This is a genomic window from Thalassospira sp. MIT1004 (assembly GCF_001858545.1).
Taxonomy (GTDB): Bacteria; Pseudomonadota; Alphaproteobacteria; order Rhodospirillales; family Thalassospiraceae; genus Thalassospira; species Thalassospira xiamenensis.
The window spans coordinates 116,341-132,551 of record NZ_MCAO01000022.1 but is presented as its reverse complement, the minus strand read 5'-3'; the positions used below and the strand labels follow the sequence as shown (position 1 = coordinate 132,551).

Genomic DNA, 16,211 nt, shown 5'->3' with positions numbered 1-16,211 from the left:
CCGGAAAATGCGACAGCACAGCCCGAAACGCAAGCCGGAACTTGCTTTATATCGGCAACGGGTGATCTAGCGGCCAATCGTGGCAGGTTTGCGAAGACACACGGGCTTTTTCAGGTACAACCTTAACGGAACCCTGCCGCCCGGCACGCCGCGGCCAATTCATCCTGCCCCGCCTCGTTGCCAAGCGGGATATCATTGAAATACACCCGCCCGTTGCGGTAGGTGATCCTGCCGATATTGGACTCGCCGCTGATCCCGTCCGGCACGGAAATACCGGCATATTCAAAGAAATCAATCGTCACCGGAAATTCTATTTCCTTGGGCAGCGCATCCAGGATCGGGCTGCCGCCATCCAGATCGGCCGGGGCGACCTTGCGCCCATAAACATCCACACCAGGCTTATAGGCCACATCGTCATCGGGCACATGGCTGACCAGTTGCTGACAGGCCGACCGCGTGACCGTGATGGTGGGCTTCGCCTTCTCAGCACCCGCAGCACCTTCCCCATCCGGCGCGGCATTTTCCCCTGCCGCCGGCCCCGGCAAGGGGGAGTCGCTTTGTGCCAAAACGCCCCCCGCACCGGTCATGATCACGCCAGCAACAAGCATCGAAACCATGAGATTCACAGGATAATTCCCGATTTTCATAGGGCGGGTCATTACAAAACTCTTCATATCGCCGGTCCATCCTATTTATGTGCGGTGCAGCATCGATTCATCTGTGAATTTTGGTCAAAACATCTTGCACAAAAGTGAAATATGTGGCTTTTTGATCCTCCGCTAACGGCGCAAGATCGTTGCGGAAGACGTATCGCAGCCGCTCATAAAATTGCGGGAGGCTTTGTTGCCAATAAGCATACAAGAAGCAGGCGCGACGTCGAAATAAAACCTGTGCCAAGTGCCCAGGTCTTAGGAGGAAGCAAAAAAAGATTACGGGAAAACAGCTATAAAAATAGCATCTTAGCAAGATCCTTGTGATCTTGCTTTTTTTTTGGCTTTTCCCGATTGATGCCTTTTCCGCCCCCCCTTCCCCGACATTTTGTGCAGTCCGGCCAAACAAAAACCCCGCAACAAATTGTGCGGGGTTTGTTTCTGAATGCCGTCGCCCGATCATTGCGGCGGGCGGACTTCGATCATGCCACTGGTAATCACGAAATACGCCACCAGCCACAAAATCGCCGAGATCAGGCTGGTTGCCAGAACCTTCTTCCACATATGCGGCTTTTGCGGCGCGCCACTATCATGGCCGGGCTGAACATTCTCTTCGCGCTTCACGCCGAACGGCAACACCATGAACAGCACCAGCCACCAGATCACGATGTAAACAAGGATCGCGGAAAACCAGTTCATGCTGCACTCTTTTCTTGGTTGCGGGAAGAAGGGCCGATACGGCGGGAAAGAAACTTAAACCTGTTCAAGCTCAACAAGCGTCCCGTTAAAATCCTTGGGATGCAGGAACAGAACCGGCTTGCCATGCGCCCCGATCTTCGGCTCCCCCGTGCCCAGCACGCGCGCACCGTTTTTCAGAAGCTGATCGCGCGCCGCCAGGATATCCTCAACCTCATAGCAGACATGATGAATGCCGCCCGATGTGTTTTTATCAAGGAACCCCTGTATCGGCGATCCCTCGCCCAGCGGATAGAGCAATTCGATCTTGGTATTGGGCAGTTCGACAAAGACCACAGTCACCCCATGATCTGGCTCGTCCTGCGGTTCGGAAACCTTCGCCCCCAGTACATCACGATAAAGCCGGATGCCTTCCGCAAGGTCCGGCACCGCAATCGCCACATGGTTCAGCCGTCCAATCATGTTCTACTCCTGCAATGTGATCTGCCCGATCACCGACAATCTAGGATGCACATCACGACAAAGACAACCGCCCATTTGGTCGCATGCCGCCTTCCCAAACTGCCTAGCCCTGCTCGTTCACCCGCACAAGATGCACCTCGATCATTGGCCGCTTGCCAAGCCGCTGACGCACCGGGCGGCGCAGGGATTGCCGGATCGCAAGGATCACCGCCGCATCGTCAAGCACCTCGTCATCATTCAACTGATCAACCCGGTTGCCGATCTCGGCTGCAAAATGATCAAGGCGGACATCATCGCCGACCTCGTCAAACAGGCTCGGTGCCGTGATCATCGGCTCGCCGACCATCTCGCCAAACTGGTTGAGCACTACGGTCACAAACATCACACCGTTCCACACGATGCGATTGCGGTTGCGGATGGTTTCGGAATCCCGTTTCAGCAACCGCCCGCCATCAAGGCAAAGCACGCCGCTTTCGGCAACGCCAATCACATGCGCGCTGCCCGGCGACAGGCGAATGACCGTGCCGTCATGCGGGATCACCTGCTCAGGAATCTGGCATTCGGCGCCAAGCGCTGCCTGTTCACACAGATGGCGGGTTTCCCCATGCACCGGCACAAGGATTTTCGGACGTGTAAGCTGATACATCCGCGCCAGATCCTGCCTGCCCGGATGACCTGAAACATGGATCGGCTCATCACGCGCCGTAATCACGCGGATACCCCGCCTAATCAAAAGGTTCTGGATATAACCGATGGATTTTTCATTGCCCGGAATTTCGCGTGCGGAAAATACAACCGTATCGCCCGGATCAAGCTGCACGGTCGGATGATCACCCTTGGCAATACGCGACATTGCCGCACGCGGCTCGCCCTGCGACCCGGTACAGATCAGCAATACCTGATCCTTGGGGACCTCCATCGCGTCTTCATCGGTCAGAAGGTTCGGATAGGATGTCAGGTAGCCAACCGCGCGTGCGGCTTCGGTCACACGGTTCAATGACCGCCCGGCCAACCCGACACAGCGGTTGTTTTCATGTGCCGCTTCAACAATCGACTGCAACCGCGCAACGTTGGTCGCAAAGCACGCAACCGCAATCCGGCCCTGCGGCGTTTCGGCAAACAGTTTTGACAGGTTCTTGGCTACATCGCCTTCCGATCCGGCTTTGCCTTCGGAAAAGACGTTGGTGGAATCACAAATCAGCGCCATGACCCCTTCATCGCCAAGCGCCTCAAGCTTCTTGACGTCGGATGCCTCGCCAATCTGTGGCTCGGGGTCAAATTTCCAGTCGCCGGTATGCACCACAAGCCCCTTGGGGGTGCGGATCGCAAGCGCATTGGGTTCAAGGATCGAATGGGTCATGGTGACGAATTCGATGTCAAACGGCCCCTTTTTGAACCGCCCGCCAAGCTCGATCACATGGATCGGCACCTGATCGGCAAAATCGGTTTCCGCCAGTTTGGCCTTCAGGAACTCGGCGGCAAACGGGGTGGCATAGATCGGGCATTTCAACCGTGGCCAAAGATACGGCACCGCGCCAAGGTGATCCTCATGCGCATGGGTCAGGACAAGGCCAAGAAGTTTGTCTTTGCGTTCCTCGATAAAGGTCGGATCGGGCATGACAACATCGACACCGGGCAAACCTTCCTCGCCAAAGGAAACGCCCATATCGACCATCAGCCACTGATCGTCATATCCGTACAAATTGAGGTTCATGCCAATTTCGCCAGATCCCCCCAGCGGCACAAACAGCAATTCGTCTTTCGGCAAATACAAATCCACGGATGATCACCCTTGTCTTTCAGCGGTGAGAAATACGATCACGGGGCGCACCCGCGTCACGATGTCGTTTAACAGTCTAATTCGATTTTGCGCTGTTGCGACGATAAATCATCAAAAGCCCCAGCATGGTCAGATCGCCATGCAGATGTTCGATCTCGTCAACCGCCTTGGTAAATAACGGTGCCAGACCACCGGTCGCGACAACTTTCATGTTATCAACGCCCTGCTGCATGCGAATGCGCGCCAGAAGCCCCTCGATCATCGCAACATAGCCCCAGTAAACCCCGGACTGCATCGCCTCGATCGTGTTCTTGCCGATCACGTTGCGCGGTGCCTCGATCGCGACCATCGGTAACTGCGCTGCTGCCATATGCAGCGCCTTGATCGAAAGGTTAACACCTGGCGCAATCACACCGCCAAGATAATTGCCTTCTTCATCAATCACGTCAAACGTGGTCGCCGTCCCGAAATCCAGAACCACAAGCGGCCCGCCAAAAAGCTTGTGGGCTGCAACCGCATTGACCAGCCGGTCGGCCCCGACCTCGCTTGGCCGGTCCATGATGATCTTCATATCCAGATCAACCGCCGGGTCGCCCACCACCATCGGCTCGACATTGAAATAACGTCGGCACAGGGTTTTAAGGCTGAATTCCGCCGCCGGAACCACGGTTGCGATGATTGCGCCCGTTATCGCATCTTTCGGCACATCCGACAGGGTAAACAGATGATGCAGCCACACGCCAAGTTCATCAGCCGTGCGTTCAACCGTCGTTGAACAGCGCCACTGCCCCTTGATCGTATCGCCGTCAAACACCGCGAAAACGATGTTGGTATTCCCGGCATCAATCGCCAGCAGCATGATGTTTCGTCTCCCCGTTATCGTCCCGTGTTATTTATGCTTTAAAAAACACTTCGCCAGCGCCGATGCGATGTTCCATCCCGCCCGCTTCTCTTAAAACAAGCGATCCGTCGTCATCAAGCCCGACAAACATGCCCTCGAGCGTCCTTTCGGTCAGGCGCGCAATTACCGGCGCACCAATCCCGTATGCCCGCCGAAGCCAGGCGTCACGCACCGGGGCAAAGCCCTGCGCTTCCCATACGGGCAACCAGTCTGCCACCCGCCCGACATAGGCTGAAATCAGTTCCCCCACCGATACCGGCGCGCCAAGCGCTGAAAGCGACGTCGCCGGACGTTCGGCATCATCGGGATAAAACGCAACATTCACCCCGACCCCGATCACCAGATAATCGGTTTCCGAACCGTTGTTCGATGCACTTTCCAGAAGAATACCCGAAATCTTGCGGCCATTGACCATCAGGTCATTGGGCCATTTGCAATCCGGTCTGACCCGATTGCCTGTCACCAGCTCTATCGCCTCGGCCAAGGCAACCGCAATCAGGAATGTCAGTTTTGCCGCTTCAAAAAGCGGGCAATCCGGACGCAGCAAAAGGGAAGAATAAAGATTGCCAACCGAGGATGTCCATGCGCGGCCGCGCCGTCCCCTGCCCGATGTCTGTTGGCGGGCCCAAATAAGGGCGCCACTTGGGGCGCCCTTATCAGCAAGGCGTTTCGCCTCTTCATTGGTGCTGTCGATCACTTCCAGTTCATGAAGATAAAAACCTTCAGGAAGCCGGATCGTCGGCTTGGTCATCCTTACTGCCCGAGCAAGGCCGTCGCGGCAACGCCGGCACTATCCATCAACGGGTTCGGGAAGAAAACGAAAGCCAGAAGAATGACCGTCGCAACCGCCATGATCACATTCATCTCGGTGCCGTTCTTGTCGAACGCTTCGACCGGCTCGTCGAAATACATCACCTTGATGATCCGCAGATAGTAATAGGCACTGACGACCGAGGTCACCAGACCGATCACCGCCAGCGTCACAAGACCGGCATCAACCGCTGCCTTGAACACGTAAAACTTGCCAAAGAACCCAGCAAGCGGCGGAATACCGGCCATAGAGAACATCAGGATCGCGGTCACCGCCGCCATCAGCGGCTTGGTCTTGGCCAGACCGGCAAGATCGGTGATTTCCTCGACCATGCGGTCATTGCGACGCATCGACAGGATCACGGCAAAGGTTCCAAGGTTCATCACAAGGTAAATCCCAAGATAAACCAGAATACCCTGCACACCTTCGGCCGTACCGGCCGCAAGACCGACCAGCGCGAAACCGACATGGCCAATGGATGAATAGGCCATCAGACGTTTGATATTGTCCTGACGAAGCGCTGCGAACGAACCCCATGCCATCGACAGGATCGACACCAGAACAATGATCTGCTGCCAGTCTTCGACAACACCGGCAAACGGGCCAACCGCAACGCGAACAAACAGCGCCAGACCGGCAATCTTCGGCGCAACCGCAAAGAACGCCGTAACCGGGGTCGGTGCCCCTTCATAGACGTCCGGGGTCCACATATGGAACGGAACTGCGGAAACCTTGAAGCACAGACCGGCAAACATGAAGGCCAGACCAACCAGTGTCCCGACCGAAAGGCCGCCATTGCTGATCACATCGCCCAGAACGGCAAAGTTGGTCGAACCGGTAAAGCCATACACCATCGACATGCCATACAGCAGCATGCCCGATGCAATCGACCCCAGAACGAAGTATTTCAGGCCCGATTCCGTGGCGCGAACGGTGTCGCGGCGGATCGCCGCAATCACGTAAAGTGCGAGCGACTGAAGCTCAAGGCCAAGATATAGCGACAGCATGTCGGTCGCCGATACCATCGCCATCATGCCAAGTGTGGCAAGCAGGATCAGGATCGGGAATTCGAACCGCGACATGTTTTCGCGTTCGGCGTAATTCATCGCCATCACGATACCAATCGACGAACCGATCAGGATCATCACCTTGGTGAATTTGGCAAAGGCATCTGCCGTGAACTGGCCATAGAACGCCACCCCGCCGTCACCCAGAACCACCAACACAAGGGCGATGATCTGGGCTGCAACCGCAAGCCATGAAACGGTGCGGAAAGCCTTGTCCTTACCGGCAAACACGCCAAGCATCAGAAGGGCCAGGGCCGAAACGGCCATAAAGATTTCGGGCAATGCCGCCCCGAGGTTGAGCATAGAAACTCCCATGTTCATTCCCCTCAATTCGCCGCCAGCTGCGCAGCCTGAGCTGCGGCAGCCTGCGCCGTTTCGACCTGGTTGACGAGGTGTTCAACCGAAACATGCATGATGTCGAGGAAGGAGACCGGATAGACCCCCATCCACAGAACGATGATCACAAGCGGTGCAAAGATCAGCCATTCACGCGGGCTCATATCAAGGATCGACTTAAGGTTTTCCTTGGTAAGGGCCCCGAACACGATGCGGCGATAGAGATACAGCGCATAAGCCGCACCAAGGATCAGACCGGTTGCGGCAAAGAATGCCACCCAGGTATTGGCTTCGAACGCACCCAGCAATGCCAGGATTTCGCCAACGAAACCACCCGTCCCCGGAAGACCGACAGACGCCATCGTAAAGAACATGAAGATAACGGCATAACCAGGCATACGATGCACAAGACCGCCATACGCATCGATCTCGCGGGTATGCATGCGGTCATAAACCACACCAACACACAGGAACAACGCGCCCGATACCACACCATGGCTCAGCATCTGGAAGATCGAACCTTCGATACCATGCTGGTTAAAGGTGAAGGCACCAATCGTCACAATCCCCATATGGGCCACCGACGAATAGGCAATCAGCTTTTTCATGTCCTGCTGTGCCAATGCGACCAGCGACGTATAGATGATCGCCACAATCGACAGCGTAAACACCAGCGGGGCAAAGGTTTCAGACGCCAGCGGCATCATCGGCAACGAGAACCGCAGGAAACCGTAACCACCCATTTTAAGAAGCACACCGGCCAGGATCACCGAACCAGCGGTCGGTGCCTCAACGTGGGCATCGGGAAGCCAAGTATGAACCGGCCACATCGGCACCTTGACCGCGAACGACGCAAAGAACGCCAGCCACAGCCAAAGCTGCATATTATAGCTGAACCCGTGCGCCATCAGTGTCGGGATGTCGGTGGTGCCTGCTTCGAAATACATCGCAAGCAACGCCACCAGCATCAGAACGGAACCCAGCAGCGTGTAAAGGAACAGCTTGAAGGCTGCATAAACACGACGCTGACCGCCCCAGACACCGATGATGATGAACATCGGGATCAGAACGCCTTCGAAGAACAGATAGAACAGCAGACCGTCAAGCGCGCTGAACATACCGACCATCATCGTTTCCAGGATCAGGAACGCGATCATGTATTCCTTGACACGTTTCTGGATTGCTTCCCATGCCGACAGAATGCAGATCGGCGTCAGGAAGGTCGCCAGAAGCACGAACAGCATCGAAATGCCATCCACGCCCATGTGATAGGAAATGTTCAGGCCCGGCATCCAGTCGGCTTTTTCAACGAACTGGAAATCGGCCGTGGTGCTATCGAAATTCACCCACAGCATCAACGATGCCAGGAAGGTGAAGCCCGACGTCCACAAAGCAACCCATCGGGAGTTGCGGGCGACATTCGCCTCTTCCCCGCGGATCAGCAGCACGAACAGTGCGCCGATCAGCGGTAAAAAGGTGACGATCGAAAGAATTGGATAATCGCTCATCGCCCGTTAACCCATCTTCCAAATTGTGTAAGACACCAAGGCGGCAATACCGATCAGCATCGCAAACGCATAGTGATAGACGAAACCGCTCTGAAGGGCGCTGACGCGACGTGCAATGTTACGGCATGCTGCGGCGACACCGTCCGGACCGACACCGTCGATCAGCGCGCCATCGCCCGATTTCCAGAAGCCATAGCCAAGATAGAAGGCCGGCTTGACGAAAATCTTGTCGTAAAGCTCGTCGAAGTACCATTTGTTCAGCGCGAAGCGGTACAGACCGTTGAAGGTATTCGCCAACTGACGCGGCAGCGACGGCACCAGCTTGTACATCACAAGGGCGATGACAAAGCCCGATACCATGGCAACAAACGGTGCCAGCTTGACCCAGCCCGGAACATGGTGTGCATGTTCAAGGGCCTGATGACCTTCGGCCATGAAGATCGCGCCATTCCAGAACGCCAGCATTTCTTCATAGTCACCACCACCGAACCAGTCCTTGGCGAACCAGCCGGCAAAGATCGCACCGATGGTCAGGAACAGAAGCGGCAGCGTCATGACAGCCGGGCTTTCATGGACATGGGCCATGGTCCGCTCGTCCGCACGCGGGGTGCCAAAGAAGGTCATGAAAATCAGACGCCAGCTATAGAACGACGTCATCAGTGCCGCCAGGATACCGGCCCAGAAGGCATAGGTCCCGACTGCGGTATGTGCGGCAAACGCGCTTTCGATGACAAGGTCCTTGGAATAGAAGCCTGCAAGCCCCGGGAAACCGGTAATCGCAAGCGTGCCAACCATCATCACCGCAAAGGTCAGCGGAACCATCTTATAGATGCCGCCCATCTTGCGCATGTCCTGCTCGTCGGACATCGCATGGATGACCGAACCGGCACCAAGGAACAAAAGCGCCTTGAAGAAGCCGTGCGTCATCAGGTGGAACACGCCCGCCGAATAGGCCGACACGCCACACGCAAAGAACATGTAACCAAGCTGCGAACAGGTCGAATAGGCGATCACGCGCTTGATGTCGTTCTGAACGCAACCAATGGTCGCTGCAAAGAACGCGGTCGATGCACCGACAACGGTAATGATCGCAAGCGTGGTTTCGGCATATTCAAAGATCGGCGACAGGCGCGCAACCATGAACACACCGGCCGTCACCATGGTTGCCGCGTGAATAAGGGCGGAAACCGGCGTCGGGCCTTCCATCGCATCAGGCAGCCACGTATGCAGGCCAAGCTGTGCCGATTTGCCCATCGCACCGATGAACAGAAGGAAACAGGTGATCTCAAGGGCTGAGAATTCATGACCAAGGAACAAAAGCGTCGTTCCGGCAACTTCCTCGGCATTGCCAAAGATCACGTCGAACTGAACGCTGTCAAACAGGACATAAACCGCAAAGATACCCAGCGCGAAGCCAAAGTCACCGACACGGTTAACGACAAACGCCTTGATCGCGGCGGCCGATGCCGACGGTTTGGAATACCAGAAACCGATCAGAAGATAGGACGCAAGCCCCACCCCTTCCCAGCCAAAGAACAGCTGGATCAGGTTGTCGGCAGTCACCAGCATCAGCATGGCAAAGGTAAACAGCGACAGATACGCCATGAAACGCGGCTTGTCGGGATCGTGCGACATGTAACCGATGGAATAGATATGCACCATCGACGACACACCGGTCACAACAATCAGCATGACGCAGGTCAGCGTATCAAAACGAAGCGCCCATTCAGCCGTGAAGTTACCCGAAGAAATCCAGGTAAACAGCTGAACCGTCACCGGGTTGCCGCCAAGCGCAACATCGACAAAGGCGAAAATCGAAATGATGAAGGCCGTAACGACACCGCCCACCGTAATCAGCTGGGAAATGCGATCAGACGTCGAAACACCATGATGATGGCTGCTGTCATGCTCGGCACCGGACGCGGACGACATGGCGCCGGCCAGCGTAATGATGCCGGCAATCGTCGCAGCGATCAGGGGCAGGAATACAATCAGAGGATACATATCTGCCTTACCCCTTCATCATGTTGATGTCTTCAACCGCAATCGTGCCGCGGTTACGGAAATAGACCACCAGGATCGCAAGACCGATCGCTGCCTCGGCGGCGGCAACGGTCAGGACGAAGATGGTGAAGACCTGTCCGACGAGGTCGCCAAGGAACGACGAGAACGCGACAAGGTTGATATTGACTGCCAGCAGCATCAGCTCGATCGACATCATGATGATGATGACGTTCTTGCGGTTCATGAAGATGCCAAAGATCCCGAGTGTGAAAAGGATCGCCGCGACGGTCAAATAATGTGCAAGACCGATTTCCATCAGATCCCCCTACCGACCGGAACTTTTTTGACTTCAAGCGTGTCAGCGCGATCGCGTTTGACCTGCTCGGAGATTTTCTGACGGCGAACACCCTCGCGGGTACGCAGCGTCAGGACAATTGCGCCGATCATCGCAACAAGCAGCACCAGACCGGCAGCCTGGAAGATGTATGTGTAATCGGTGTAGATCAGTTGGCCGAGCGCCTCGACATTGGTCAGTCCGGCGGGCGTCGGATGCGCCAGAACGGCGATCTTGTCATCAGACAAAGCCCAGCCCGCGCCGACAAAGGCCAGTTCCACAAACAGCACCAGCGCGATCAGAACCCCGATCGGCAGATAGTTGAGGAAACCTTCGCGCATCTCGACAAAATTGATGTCGAGCATCATGACGACGAACAGGAACAGAACCGCGACCGCGCCGACATAGACGACGACGAGCAGCATGGCGAGAAACTCAGCACCCAGCAGGACGAAAAGCCCGGCTGCGTTAAAAAATGTCAAAATCAGCAGCAGTACCGAATGCACCGGGTTGCGAACGGTCACAACCGCAGTCGCGGACAGAACCGCGACAGTAGCAAACAGGTAAAAAGCCAAAGCCTGTACGACCATAAGGTACCCCCTTGGCGAGCCGCCCTGCCCCAACAGCAGAAAGCGGCCCATGAACTCTCTTTATACGATCAGACGCGACACTTACCGATAAGGTGCGTCTGCCTCCAATCGTGCAGCAAGCTCGGCTTCCCAACGCTCGCCATTTGCCAGAAGCTTATCCTTGTCATAGAGAAGCTCCTCGCGGTTTTCGGTTGCGAACTCGAAGTTCGGACCTTCAACGATTGCATCCACCGGACAGGCTTCCTCGCAGAAACCGCAATAGATGCATTTCGTCATATCGATATCGTAGCGCGTCGTACGCCGCGAACCGTCGTCGCGCGGCTCAACCTCGATGGTGATGGCCTGCGCGGGACAGATCGCCTCGCAAAGTTTGCACGCAATGCAACGCTCTTCCCCGTTGGGATAACGGCGCAGCGCATGTTCGCCACGGAAACGCGGGCTCAGCGGACCCTTTTCATACGGATAGTTCAGCGTCACCTTCGGCTTGAACATGTATTTCAGGGTGAGCGCCATACCGGAAACGAGTTCCACCAGCAGGAAGCTCCGGGCCGTCCGATCAATAAATGACATCGTTTACCTCTCTCTCTCCGATGCGCGGCGATCAGGCCGGGACCTTGTCAAAAGCAACTAGGAACGTGGCGACCAGCATGACCCAGGCAAATGACAGCGGCAGGAAGACTTTCCAACCCAGACGCATCAGCTGGTCATAGCGGTAACGCGGGAATGTCGCACGCACCCAGAGGAAAATGAACAGGACGAAGCAGATCTTCAGAATGAACCAGATCGCGCCGGGGATGAATTCCAGCACCGGCAGCGGCGCGGTCCAGCCGCCCAGGAACAGAACGGCGCAAAGACCGCTCATCAGGATCATGTTCGCGTATTCACCCAGGAAGAACAGCGCAAAGGTCATTGCCGAATAATCGACGTTATAACCCGACACCAGTTCGGCTTCCGCTTCCGGAAGGTCAAACGGCGCACGGTTCGTTTCGGCCAGGATCGACACGATGAAGACCACAAACATCGGCAGGTGATAGATGAAGTTCCATTCCCAGATGCCACCAACCTGACCGCGAACGATATCGCTAAGGTTCAGCGACCCGGTGGTCAGCAGAACCGAAATGATGATCAGGCCAATCGAAATCTCGTAGGACACCATCTGGGCGCCGGAACGCAGCGCACCAAGGAAGGCGTATTTCGAGTTCGACGCCCAACCGGCCATCACGATGCCGTAAACACCCAGCGATGAAATCGCGAACAGGTACAGAATGCCGACATTCAGATCGGCCAGAACCATGCCCTCGTCGAACGGGATAACCGCCCAGGCAATGATCGCCAGAATGAAGGTCAGCATCGGGGCAATGATAAACACGCCCTTGTTGGCACTGGTCGGAACAATCGTTTCTTTCAGAAACAGTTTCAGACCATCGGCCAGCGGTTGCAGAAGACCAAACGGCCCCACAACGTTCGGGCCTTTGCGCAACTGCATCGCACCGATGACCTTGCGCTCGGCATAGGTCAGATAGGCGACAGCAACCAGCAGCGGGACAACAATCGCCAAAATCTTGGCGACGATCCAGACCAGCGGTTCAATATATCCGTCCCAAAGAAGTTCCATCGGTCAAACCGTATCTTTTGCGTTTCGTCCCTGAATTGGGACACCCCCTTGCGGGACGGGCGACGATGTCATCGCCGCCCCCCAAACTCAGGCAACCTTCTCGGCAGCCGCATCCTTGACAAAGGCCTCTGTACATTTGGCCATCGTCACCGATGCACGGCTGATCGGGTCGGTCATATAGAAATTGCGAACCGGCGAGATAAAGCCATCAGACTTCATATCGCCTGCCTTGCCGAAATCGGTCCACTCTGCCTTGGTGACAGCATTCAGCGAGGCGAAAGTCGCGCTGAGTTCAACCATGCGCGAACGCACGGCATCAATGTTGTCATACGGCAGGGCCTGACCAAGTGCGCCTGAAAGCGCACGGACAATCGCCCAGTCTTCCTTGGCCTCGCCAACCGGGAAAACAGCGCGCCAGCCCTGCTGGGCGCGGCCTTCGGTATTGACGTAGGTACCGTTCTTTTCGGTATAGGCAGCACCGGGCAGGATCACGTCGGCAGCCTGCGCACCGGCATCGCCCATCGCCCCCTGATAGACCACAAAGGCCTTCTCAAGTTTCGACATGTCGATTTCATCGGCACCCAGAAGGTAAACAACCTCGACATCGCCTTTTGCCGCGGCATCAAGGATGTCATTGGTCGCAAGACCGCCCTCGCCCGGGACAAAGCCCAGATCAAGGCCACCGACGCGCGATGCGGCGGTGTGCAGAACGTTGAAACCGTTCCAGTCGCCCGAAACCATGCCGTATTTTTCGGCAATCGCCCGGACGGTCGCCAGAACCGCATCGCTGTCCTCACGGTTAAGCGCGCCCATGCCAACGATGATCATCGGCTTTTCGGCGGCTTTCAGCACCTTGGCGAAATCGTTTTTGCCATCCAGCACCGCAGAAAGCGTTTCCGCACCGGCACCAAGATAGTCGTGCTTATAGGTCGGGTCCCAGCTTTCGCCAATGATGCCAACCTTGAAATCACCGGCCGTCGCTCGCCAGCGCTTGCGCAGACGCGAATTGATGATCGGCGCTTCGGCACGGATATTCGCACCAACGATCAGGCAGGCGTCGGCATCATCAATGCCCGAAATCGTGGTGTTAAAGATATAGGACGCACGCGGACCGCCAATTTTCGAACCGTCCTGACGGCAATCAAGGTTCGGCGACCCAAGGGTCCCCATCAGATCCTTTAACGCAGTCATCGATTCACAATCGACCGTATCACCGGCGATTGCGGCAATCTTCTTGCCATCAAGCCCGGAAACCTTTGCCTTGATCGCGGCAAACGCCTCGTCCCAGCTGGCCGCTTTCAGCTTGCCATCAACACGCACATACGGACGATCCAGACGCTGGCGTTTCAGACCGTCAATCGCATAACGGGTTTTGTCCGATATCCATTCTTCGTTCACATCGTCATTGGTACGCGGCAGAACGCGCATGACTTCGGCACTGCGGGAATCGATACGGATGTTTGATCCAACCGCATCCATCACGTCGATGCTGTCGGTCTTTTTCAATTCCCACGGACGCGCGGTAAACGCATAGGGTTTGGATGTCAGTGCACCAACCGGGCAAAGATCGACCAGGTTCCCCGAAAGTTCGGAATTGATCGATGCTTCGATATACGGCCCGACCTCGGTATCCTCGCCGCGGTAAACCGCACCCATGGTGCCGACACCGGCGACTTCCTCGGAAAAACGGACGCAACGGGTGCAATGAATGCAACGGGTCATGATCGTTTTGACAATCGGACCCAGTTCCTTGTCCTTCACCGCACGCTTTTTCTCGGCATAACGCGACGCGTCAAAACCATAGGCCATCGCCTGATCCTGAAGGTCACATTCACCGCCCTGGTCACAGATCGGGCAATCCAGCGGATGGTTGATCAGCAGGAATTCCATCACGCCATTGCGGGCTTTCTTGACCAGATCGGAATCCGTCTTGATCACCATTCCATCTGCCGCAGGCATGGCACAGGACGCGACCGGCTTGGGTGCGCGCTCCATTTCAACCAGACACATACGGCAGTTGCCGGCGATTGACAGGCGCTCGTGATAGCAGAAACGCGGAATCTCCTTCCCGGCCTCTTCACAGGCCTGAAGGACTGTCGCCCCGGCTTCTACTTCAACTTCAATACCGTCAACTGTCAGTTTCGGCATGTCTCAATCCCTCTCAACAGGCCCCTCTCAGGCCGCGATCCGTGCGCGATATTCCTTGATCCGCCGTTCCATTTCGGGACGGAAGCGACGGATCAGACCCTGGATCGGCCATGCAGCTGCATCGCCAAGCGCACAAATGGTGTGGCCTTCGACCTGTTTGGTCACATCCCACAACAGATCAATTTCATCAAGCGTGGCCTGTCCCCGGACCATGCGCGCCATGATGCGCGCCATCCAGCCCGTACCTTCACGGCACGGCGTGCACTGGCCACAGCTTTCATGCTGGTAGAATTCCGACAGACGCGCGATGGCGTAAACGATGTCGGTGGACTTATCCATCACGATCACCGCTGCCGTACCAAGGCCCGATCCCACTTCACGCAGGGCATCGAAATCCATCAGCACATCGTCGCAAATGTCTTTGGTCATCAGCGGAACGGACGAACCGCCCGGAATGACCGCCAGAAGATTGTCCCAGCCGCCACGAACACCGCCGCAATGCTTTTCGATCAGCTCACGCAGCGGGATGCTCATGGCTTCTTCGACCGTGCAGGGCTTTTCGACGTGACCGGAAATCGCAAACAGCTTGGTGCCGTGGTTGTTTTCACGGCCAAAACCGGTGAACCATGAACCGCCACGGCGCAGGATTTCCGGCACCACGGCAATCGATTCGACATTGTTCACCGTCGTCGGGCAGCCATACAGACCGGCATTGGCCGGGAACGGCGGCTTCAGACGCGGCTGGCCTTTTTTGCCCTCAAGGCTTTCGATCAGCGCGGTTTCCTCGCCACAGATATACGCCCCTGCACCAAGATGCAGATAAAGGTCGTAATCCCAGCCCGAACCGCAGGCATTCTTGCCAAGCAACCCGGCTTCATAGGCTTCGTCGATTGCACGCTGAAGGTTCGATGCCTCGTGATAGAATTCCCCACGGATATAGATATATCCGGCATGGGCATTCATCGCGAAGCTGGCCAGAAGGCAGCCTTCAATCAGGGTATGCGGATCATTGCGCATGATCTCGCGGTCTTTGCAGGTGCCAGGCTCGCCCTCGTCGGCATTGACCACAAGATAGCTCGGACGACCATCAGATTCCTTGGGCATGAACGACCATTTCAGGCCGGTCGGGAAGCCAGCGCCCCCGCGACCACGCAGACCGGATGCCTTCATCTCGTTGATGATCCAGTCGCGCCCTTTTTCAATCAGGGCCTTGGTGCCGTCCCAGTTGCCACGTGCCTGTGCCGCCTTAAGACCGAAGTCCTGAAAACCGTACAGGTTGGTAAAGATACGATCCTTATCCTGCAACATC

Annotated in this window: 15 protein-coding genes; all 15 read right to left on the bottom strand. The window is 56.2% G+C overall.

Annotation, left to right across the window (positions count from 1 at the left end):
- Positions 1-122 precede the first annotated feature (122 nt).
- Entirely contained in the window at positions 123-617 is a 495-nt protein-coding gene (locus BC440_RS09190; RefSeq protein ID WP_247643568.1) for a hypothetical protein, read from the bottom strand.
- A 492-nt stretch (positions 618-1,109) separates the two neighbouring features.
- Positions 1,110-1,349: a DUF1467 family protein gene (locus tag BC440_RS09185; RefSeq protein WP_007089424.1), complete on the bottom strand. Its 240-nt coding sequence runs from the start codon at positions 1,347-1,349 to the stop codon at positions 1,110-1,112.
- A gap of 54 nt (positions 1,350-1,403) precedes the next feature.
- Positions 1,404-1,808 (bottom strand): methylmalonyl-CoA epimerase, encoded by a 405-nt coding sequence (gene mce / locus BC440_RS09180; RefSeq protein ID WP_071239931.1) that lies wholly within the window; start codon positions 1,806-1,808, stop codon positions 1,404-1,406.
- Between the two features lie 103 nt (positions 1,809-1,911).
- The gene (locus tag BC440_RS09175) at positions 1,912-3,588 is read right to left on the bottom strand and encodes a ribonuclease J (protein ID WP_175484476.1); all 1,677 of its coding nucleotides are present in this window, start codon (positions 3,586-3,588) and stop codon (positions 1,912-1,914) included.
- Between the two features lie 76 nt (positions 3,589-3,664).
- Positions 3,665-4,447, bottom strand: a complete 783-nt coding sequence (locus BC440_RS09170) for a type III pantothenate kinase (RefSeq protein ID WP_037991305.1) — start codon at positions 4,445-4,447, stop codon at positions 3,665-3,667.
- 34 nt (positions 4,448-4,481) lie between these two features.
- Positions 4,482-5,240 (bottom strand): biotin--[acetyl-CoA-carboxylase] ligase, encoded by a 759-nt coding sequence (locus BC440_RS09165; protein WP_071239930.1) that lies wholly within the window; start codon positions 5,238-5,240, stop codon positions 4,482-4,484.
- Positions 5,241-5,242: 2 nt separating this feature from the next.
- Positions 5,243-6,682: an NADH-quinone oxidoreductase subunit NuoN gene (nuoN, locus tag BC440_RS09160; protein ID WP_071239929.1), complete on the bottom strand. Its 1,440-nt coding sequence runs from the start codon at positions 6,680-6,682 to the stop codon at positions 5,243-5,245.
- Between the two features lie 11 nt (positions 6,683-6,693).
- Positions 6,694-8,211 (bottom strand): NADH-quinone oxidoreductase subunit M, encoded by a 1,518-nt coding sequence (locus BC440_RS09155; protein WP_007089418.1) that lies wholly within the window; start codon positions 8,209-8,211, stop codon positions 6,694-6,696.
- Between the two features lie 6 nt (positions 8,212-8,217).
- Complete coding sequence (gene nuoL / locus BC440_RS09150; protein WP_083379332.1) at positions 8,218-10,215, bottom strand: NADH-quinone oxidoreductase subunit L; 1,998 nt, start codon at positions 10,213-10,215, stop codon at positions 8,218-8,220.
- A 7-nt stretch (positions 10,216-10,222) separates the two neighbouring features.
- Positions 10,223-10,531 (bottom strand): NADH-quinone oxidoreductase subunit NuoK, encoded by a 309-nt coding sequence (gene nuoK / locus BC440_RS09145; RefSeq protein ID WP_007089416.1) that lies wholly within the window; start codon positions 10,529-10,531, stop codon positions 10,223-10,225.
- On the bottom strand, positions 10,531-11,139 hold the full coding sequence (locus tag BC440_RS09140; RefSeq protein ID WP_071239928.1) for an NADH-quinone oxidoreductase subunit J: 609 nt from the start codon (positions 11,137-11,139) through the stop codon (positions 10,531-10,533). Before BC440_RS09140 ends, nuoK begins: the two co-directional genes overlap by 1 nt.
- Positions 11,140-11,220: 81 nt before the next feature.
- Positions 11,221-11,709 (bottom strand): NADH-quinone oxidoreductase subunit NuoI, encoded by a 489-nt coding sequence (gene nuoI / locus BC440_RS09135; RefSeq protein WP_007089414.1) that lies wholly within the window; start codon positions 11,707-11,709, stop codon positions 11,221-11,223.
- A 31-nt stretch (positions 11,710-11,740) separates the two neighbouring features.
- The gene (gene nuoH, locus BC440_RS09130; RefSeq protein ID WP_007089413.1) at positions 11,741-12,754 is read right to left on the bottom strand and encodes an NADH-quinone oxidoreductase subunit NuoH; all 1,014 of its coding nucleotides are present in this window, start codon (positions 12,752-12,754) and stop codon (positions 11,741-11,743) included.
- Positions 12,755-12,841: 87 nt separating this feature from the next.
- The gene (gene nuoG, locus BC440_RS09125; protein WP_071239927.1) at positions 12,842-14,902 is read right to left on the bottom strand and encodes an NADH-quinone oxidoreductase subunit NuoG; all 2,061 of its coding nucleotides are present in this window, start codon (positions 14,900-14,902) and stop codon (positions 12,842-12,844) included.
- Between the two features lie 27 nt (positions 14,903-14,929).
- Complete coding sequence (gene nuoF / locus BC440_RS09120) at positions 14,930-16,210, bottom strand: NADH-quinone oxidoreductase subunit NuoF (protein ID WP_037991319.1); 1,281 nt, start codon at positions 16,208-16,210, stop codon at positions 14,930-14,932.
- Between the last annotated feature and the right edge of the window lies 1 nt (position 16,211).

Coding starts and splice junctions, on each gene's coding strand:
- BC440_RS09190 (WP_247643568.1), bottom strand. CDS start 617: ATGGTTTCGATGCTTGTTGCTGGCGTGATCATGACCGGTGCGGGGGGC.
- BC440_RS09185 (WP_007089424.1), bottom strand. CDS start 1,349: ATGAACTGGTTTTCCGCGATCCTTGTTTACATCGTGATCTGGTGGCTG.
- mce (WP_071239931.1), bottom strand. CDS start 1,808: ATGATTGGACGGCTGAACCATGTGGCGATTGCGGTGCCGGACCTTGCG.
- BC440_RS09170 (WP_037991305.1), bottom strand. CDS start 4,447: ATGCTGCTGGCGATTGATGCCGGGAATACCAACATCGTTTTCGCGGTG.
- BC440_RS09165 (WP_071239930.1), bottom strand. CDS start 5,240: ATGACCAAGCCGACGATCCGGCTTCCTGAAGGTTTTTATCTTCATGAA.
- nuoN (WP_071239929.1), bottom strand. CDS start 6,682: ATGGGAGTTTCTATGCTCAACCTCGGGGCGGCATTGCCCGAAATCTTT.
- BC440_RS09155 (WP_007089418.1), bottom strand. CDS start 8,211: ATGAGCGATTATCCAATTCTTTCGATCGTCACCTTTTTACCGCTGATC.
- nuoL (WP_083379332.1), bottom strand. CDS start 10,215: ATGTATCCTCTGATTGTATTCCTGCCCCTGATCGCTGCGACGATTGCC.
- nuoK (WP_007089416.1), bottom strand. CDS start 10,531: ATGGAAATCGGTCTTGCACATTATTTGACCGTCGCGGCGATCCTTTTC.
- BC440_RS09140 (WP_071239928.1), bottom strand. CDS start 11,139: ATGGTCGTACAGGCTTTGGCTTTTTACCTGTTTGCTACTGTCGCGGTT.
- nuoI (WP_007089414.1), bottom strand. CDS start 11,709: ATGTCATTTATTGATCGGACGGCCCGGAGCTTCCTGCTGGTGGAACTC.
- nuoH (WP_007089413.1), bottom strand. CDS start 12,754: ATGGAACTTCTTTGGGACGGATATATTGAACCGCTGGTCTGGATCGTC.
- nuoG (WP_071239927.1), bottom strand. CDS start 14,902: ATGCCGAAACTGACAGTTGACGGTATTGAAGTTGAAGTAGAAGCCGGG.
- nuoF (WP_037991319.1), bottom strand. CDS start 16,210: ATGTTGCAGGATAAGGATCGTATCTTTACCAACCTGTACGGTTTTCAG.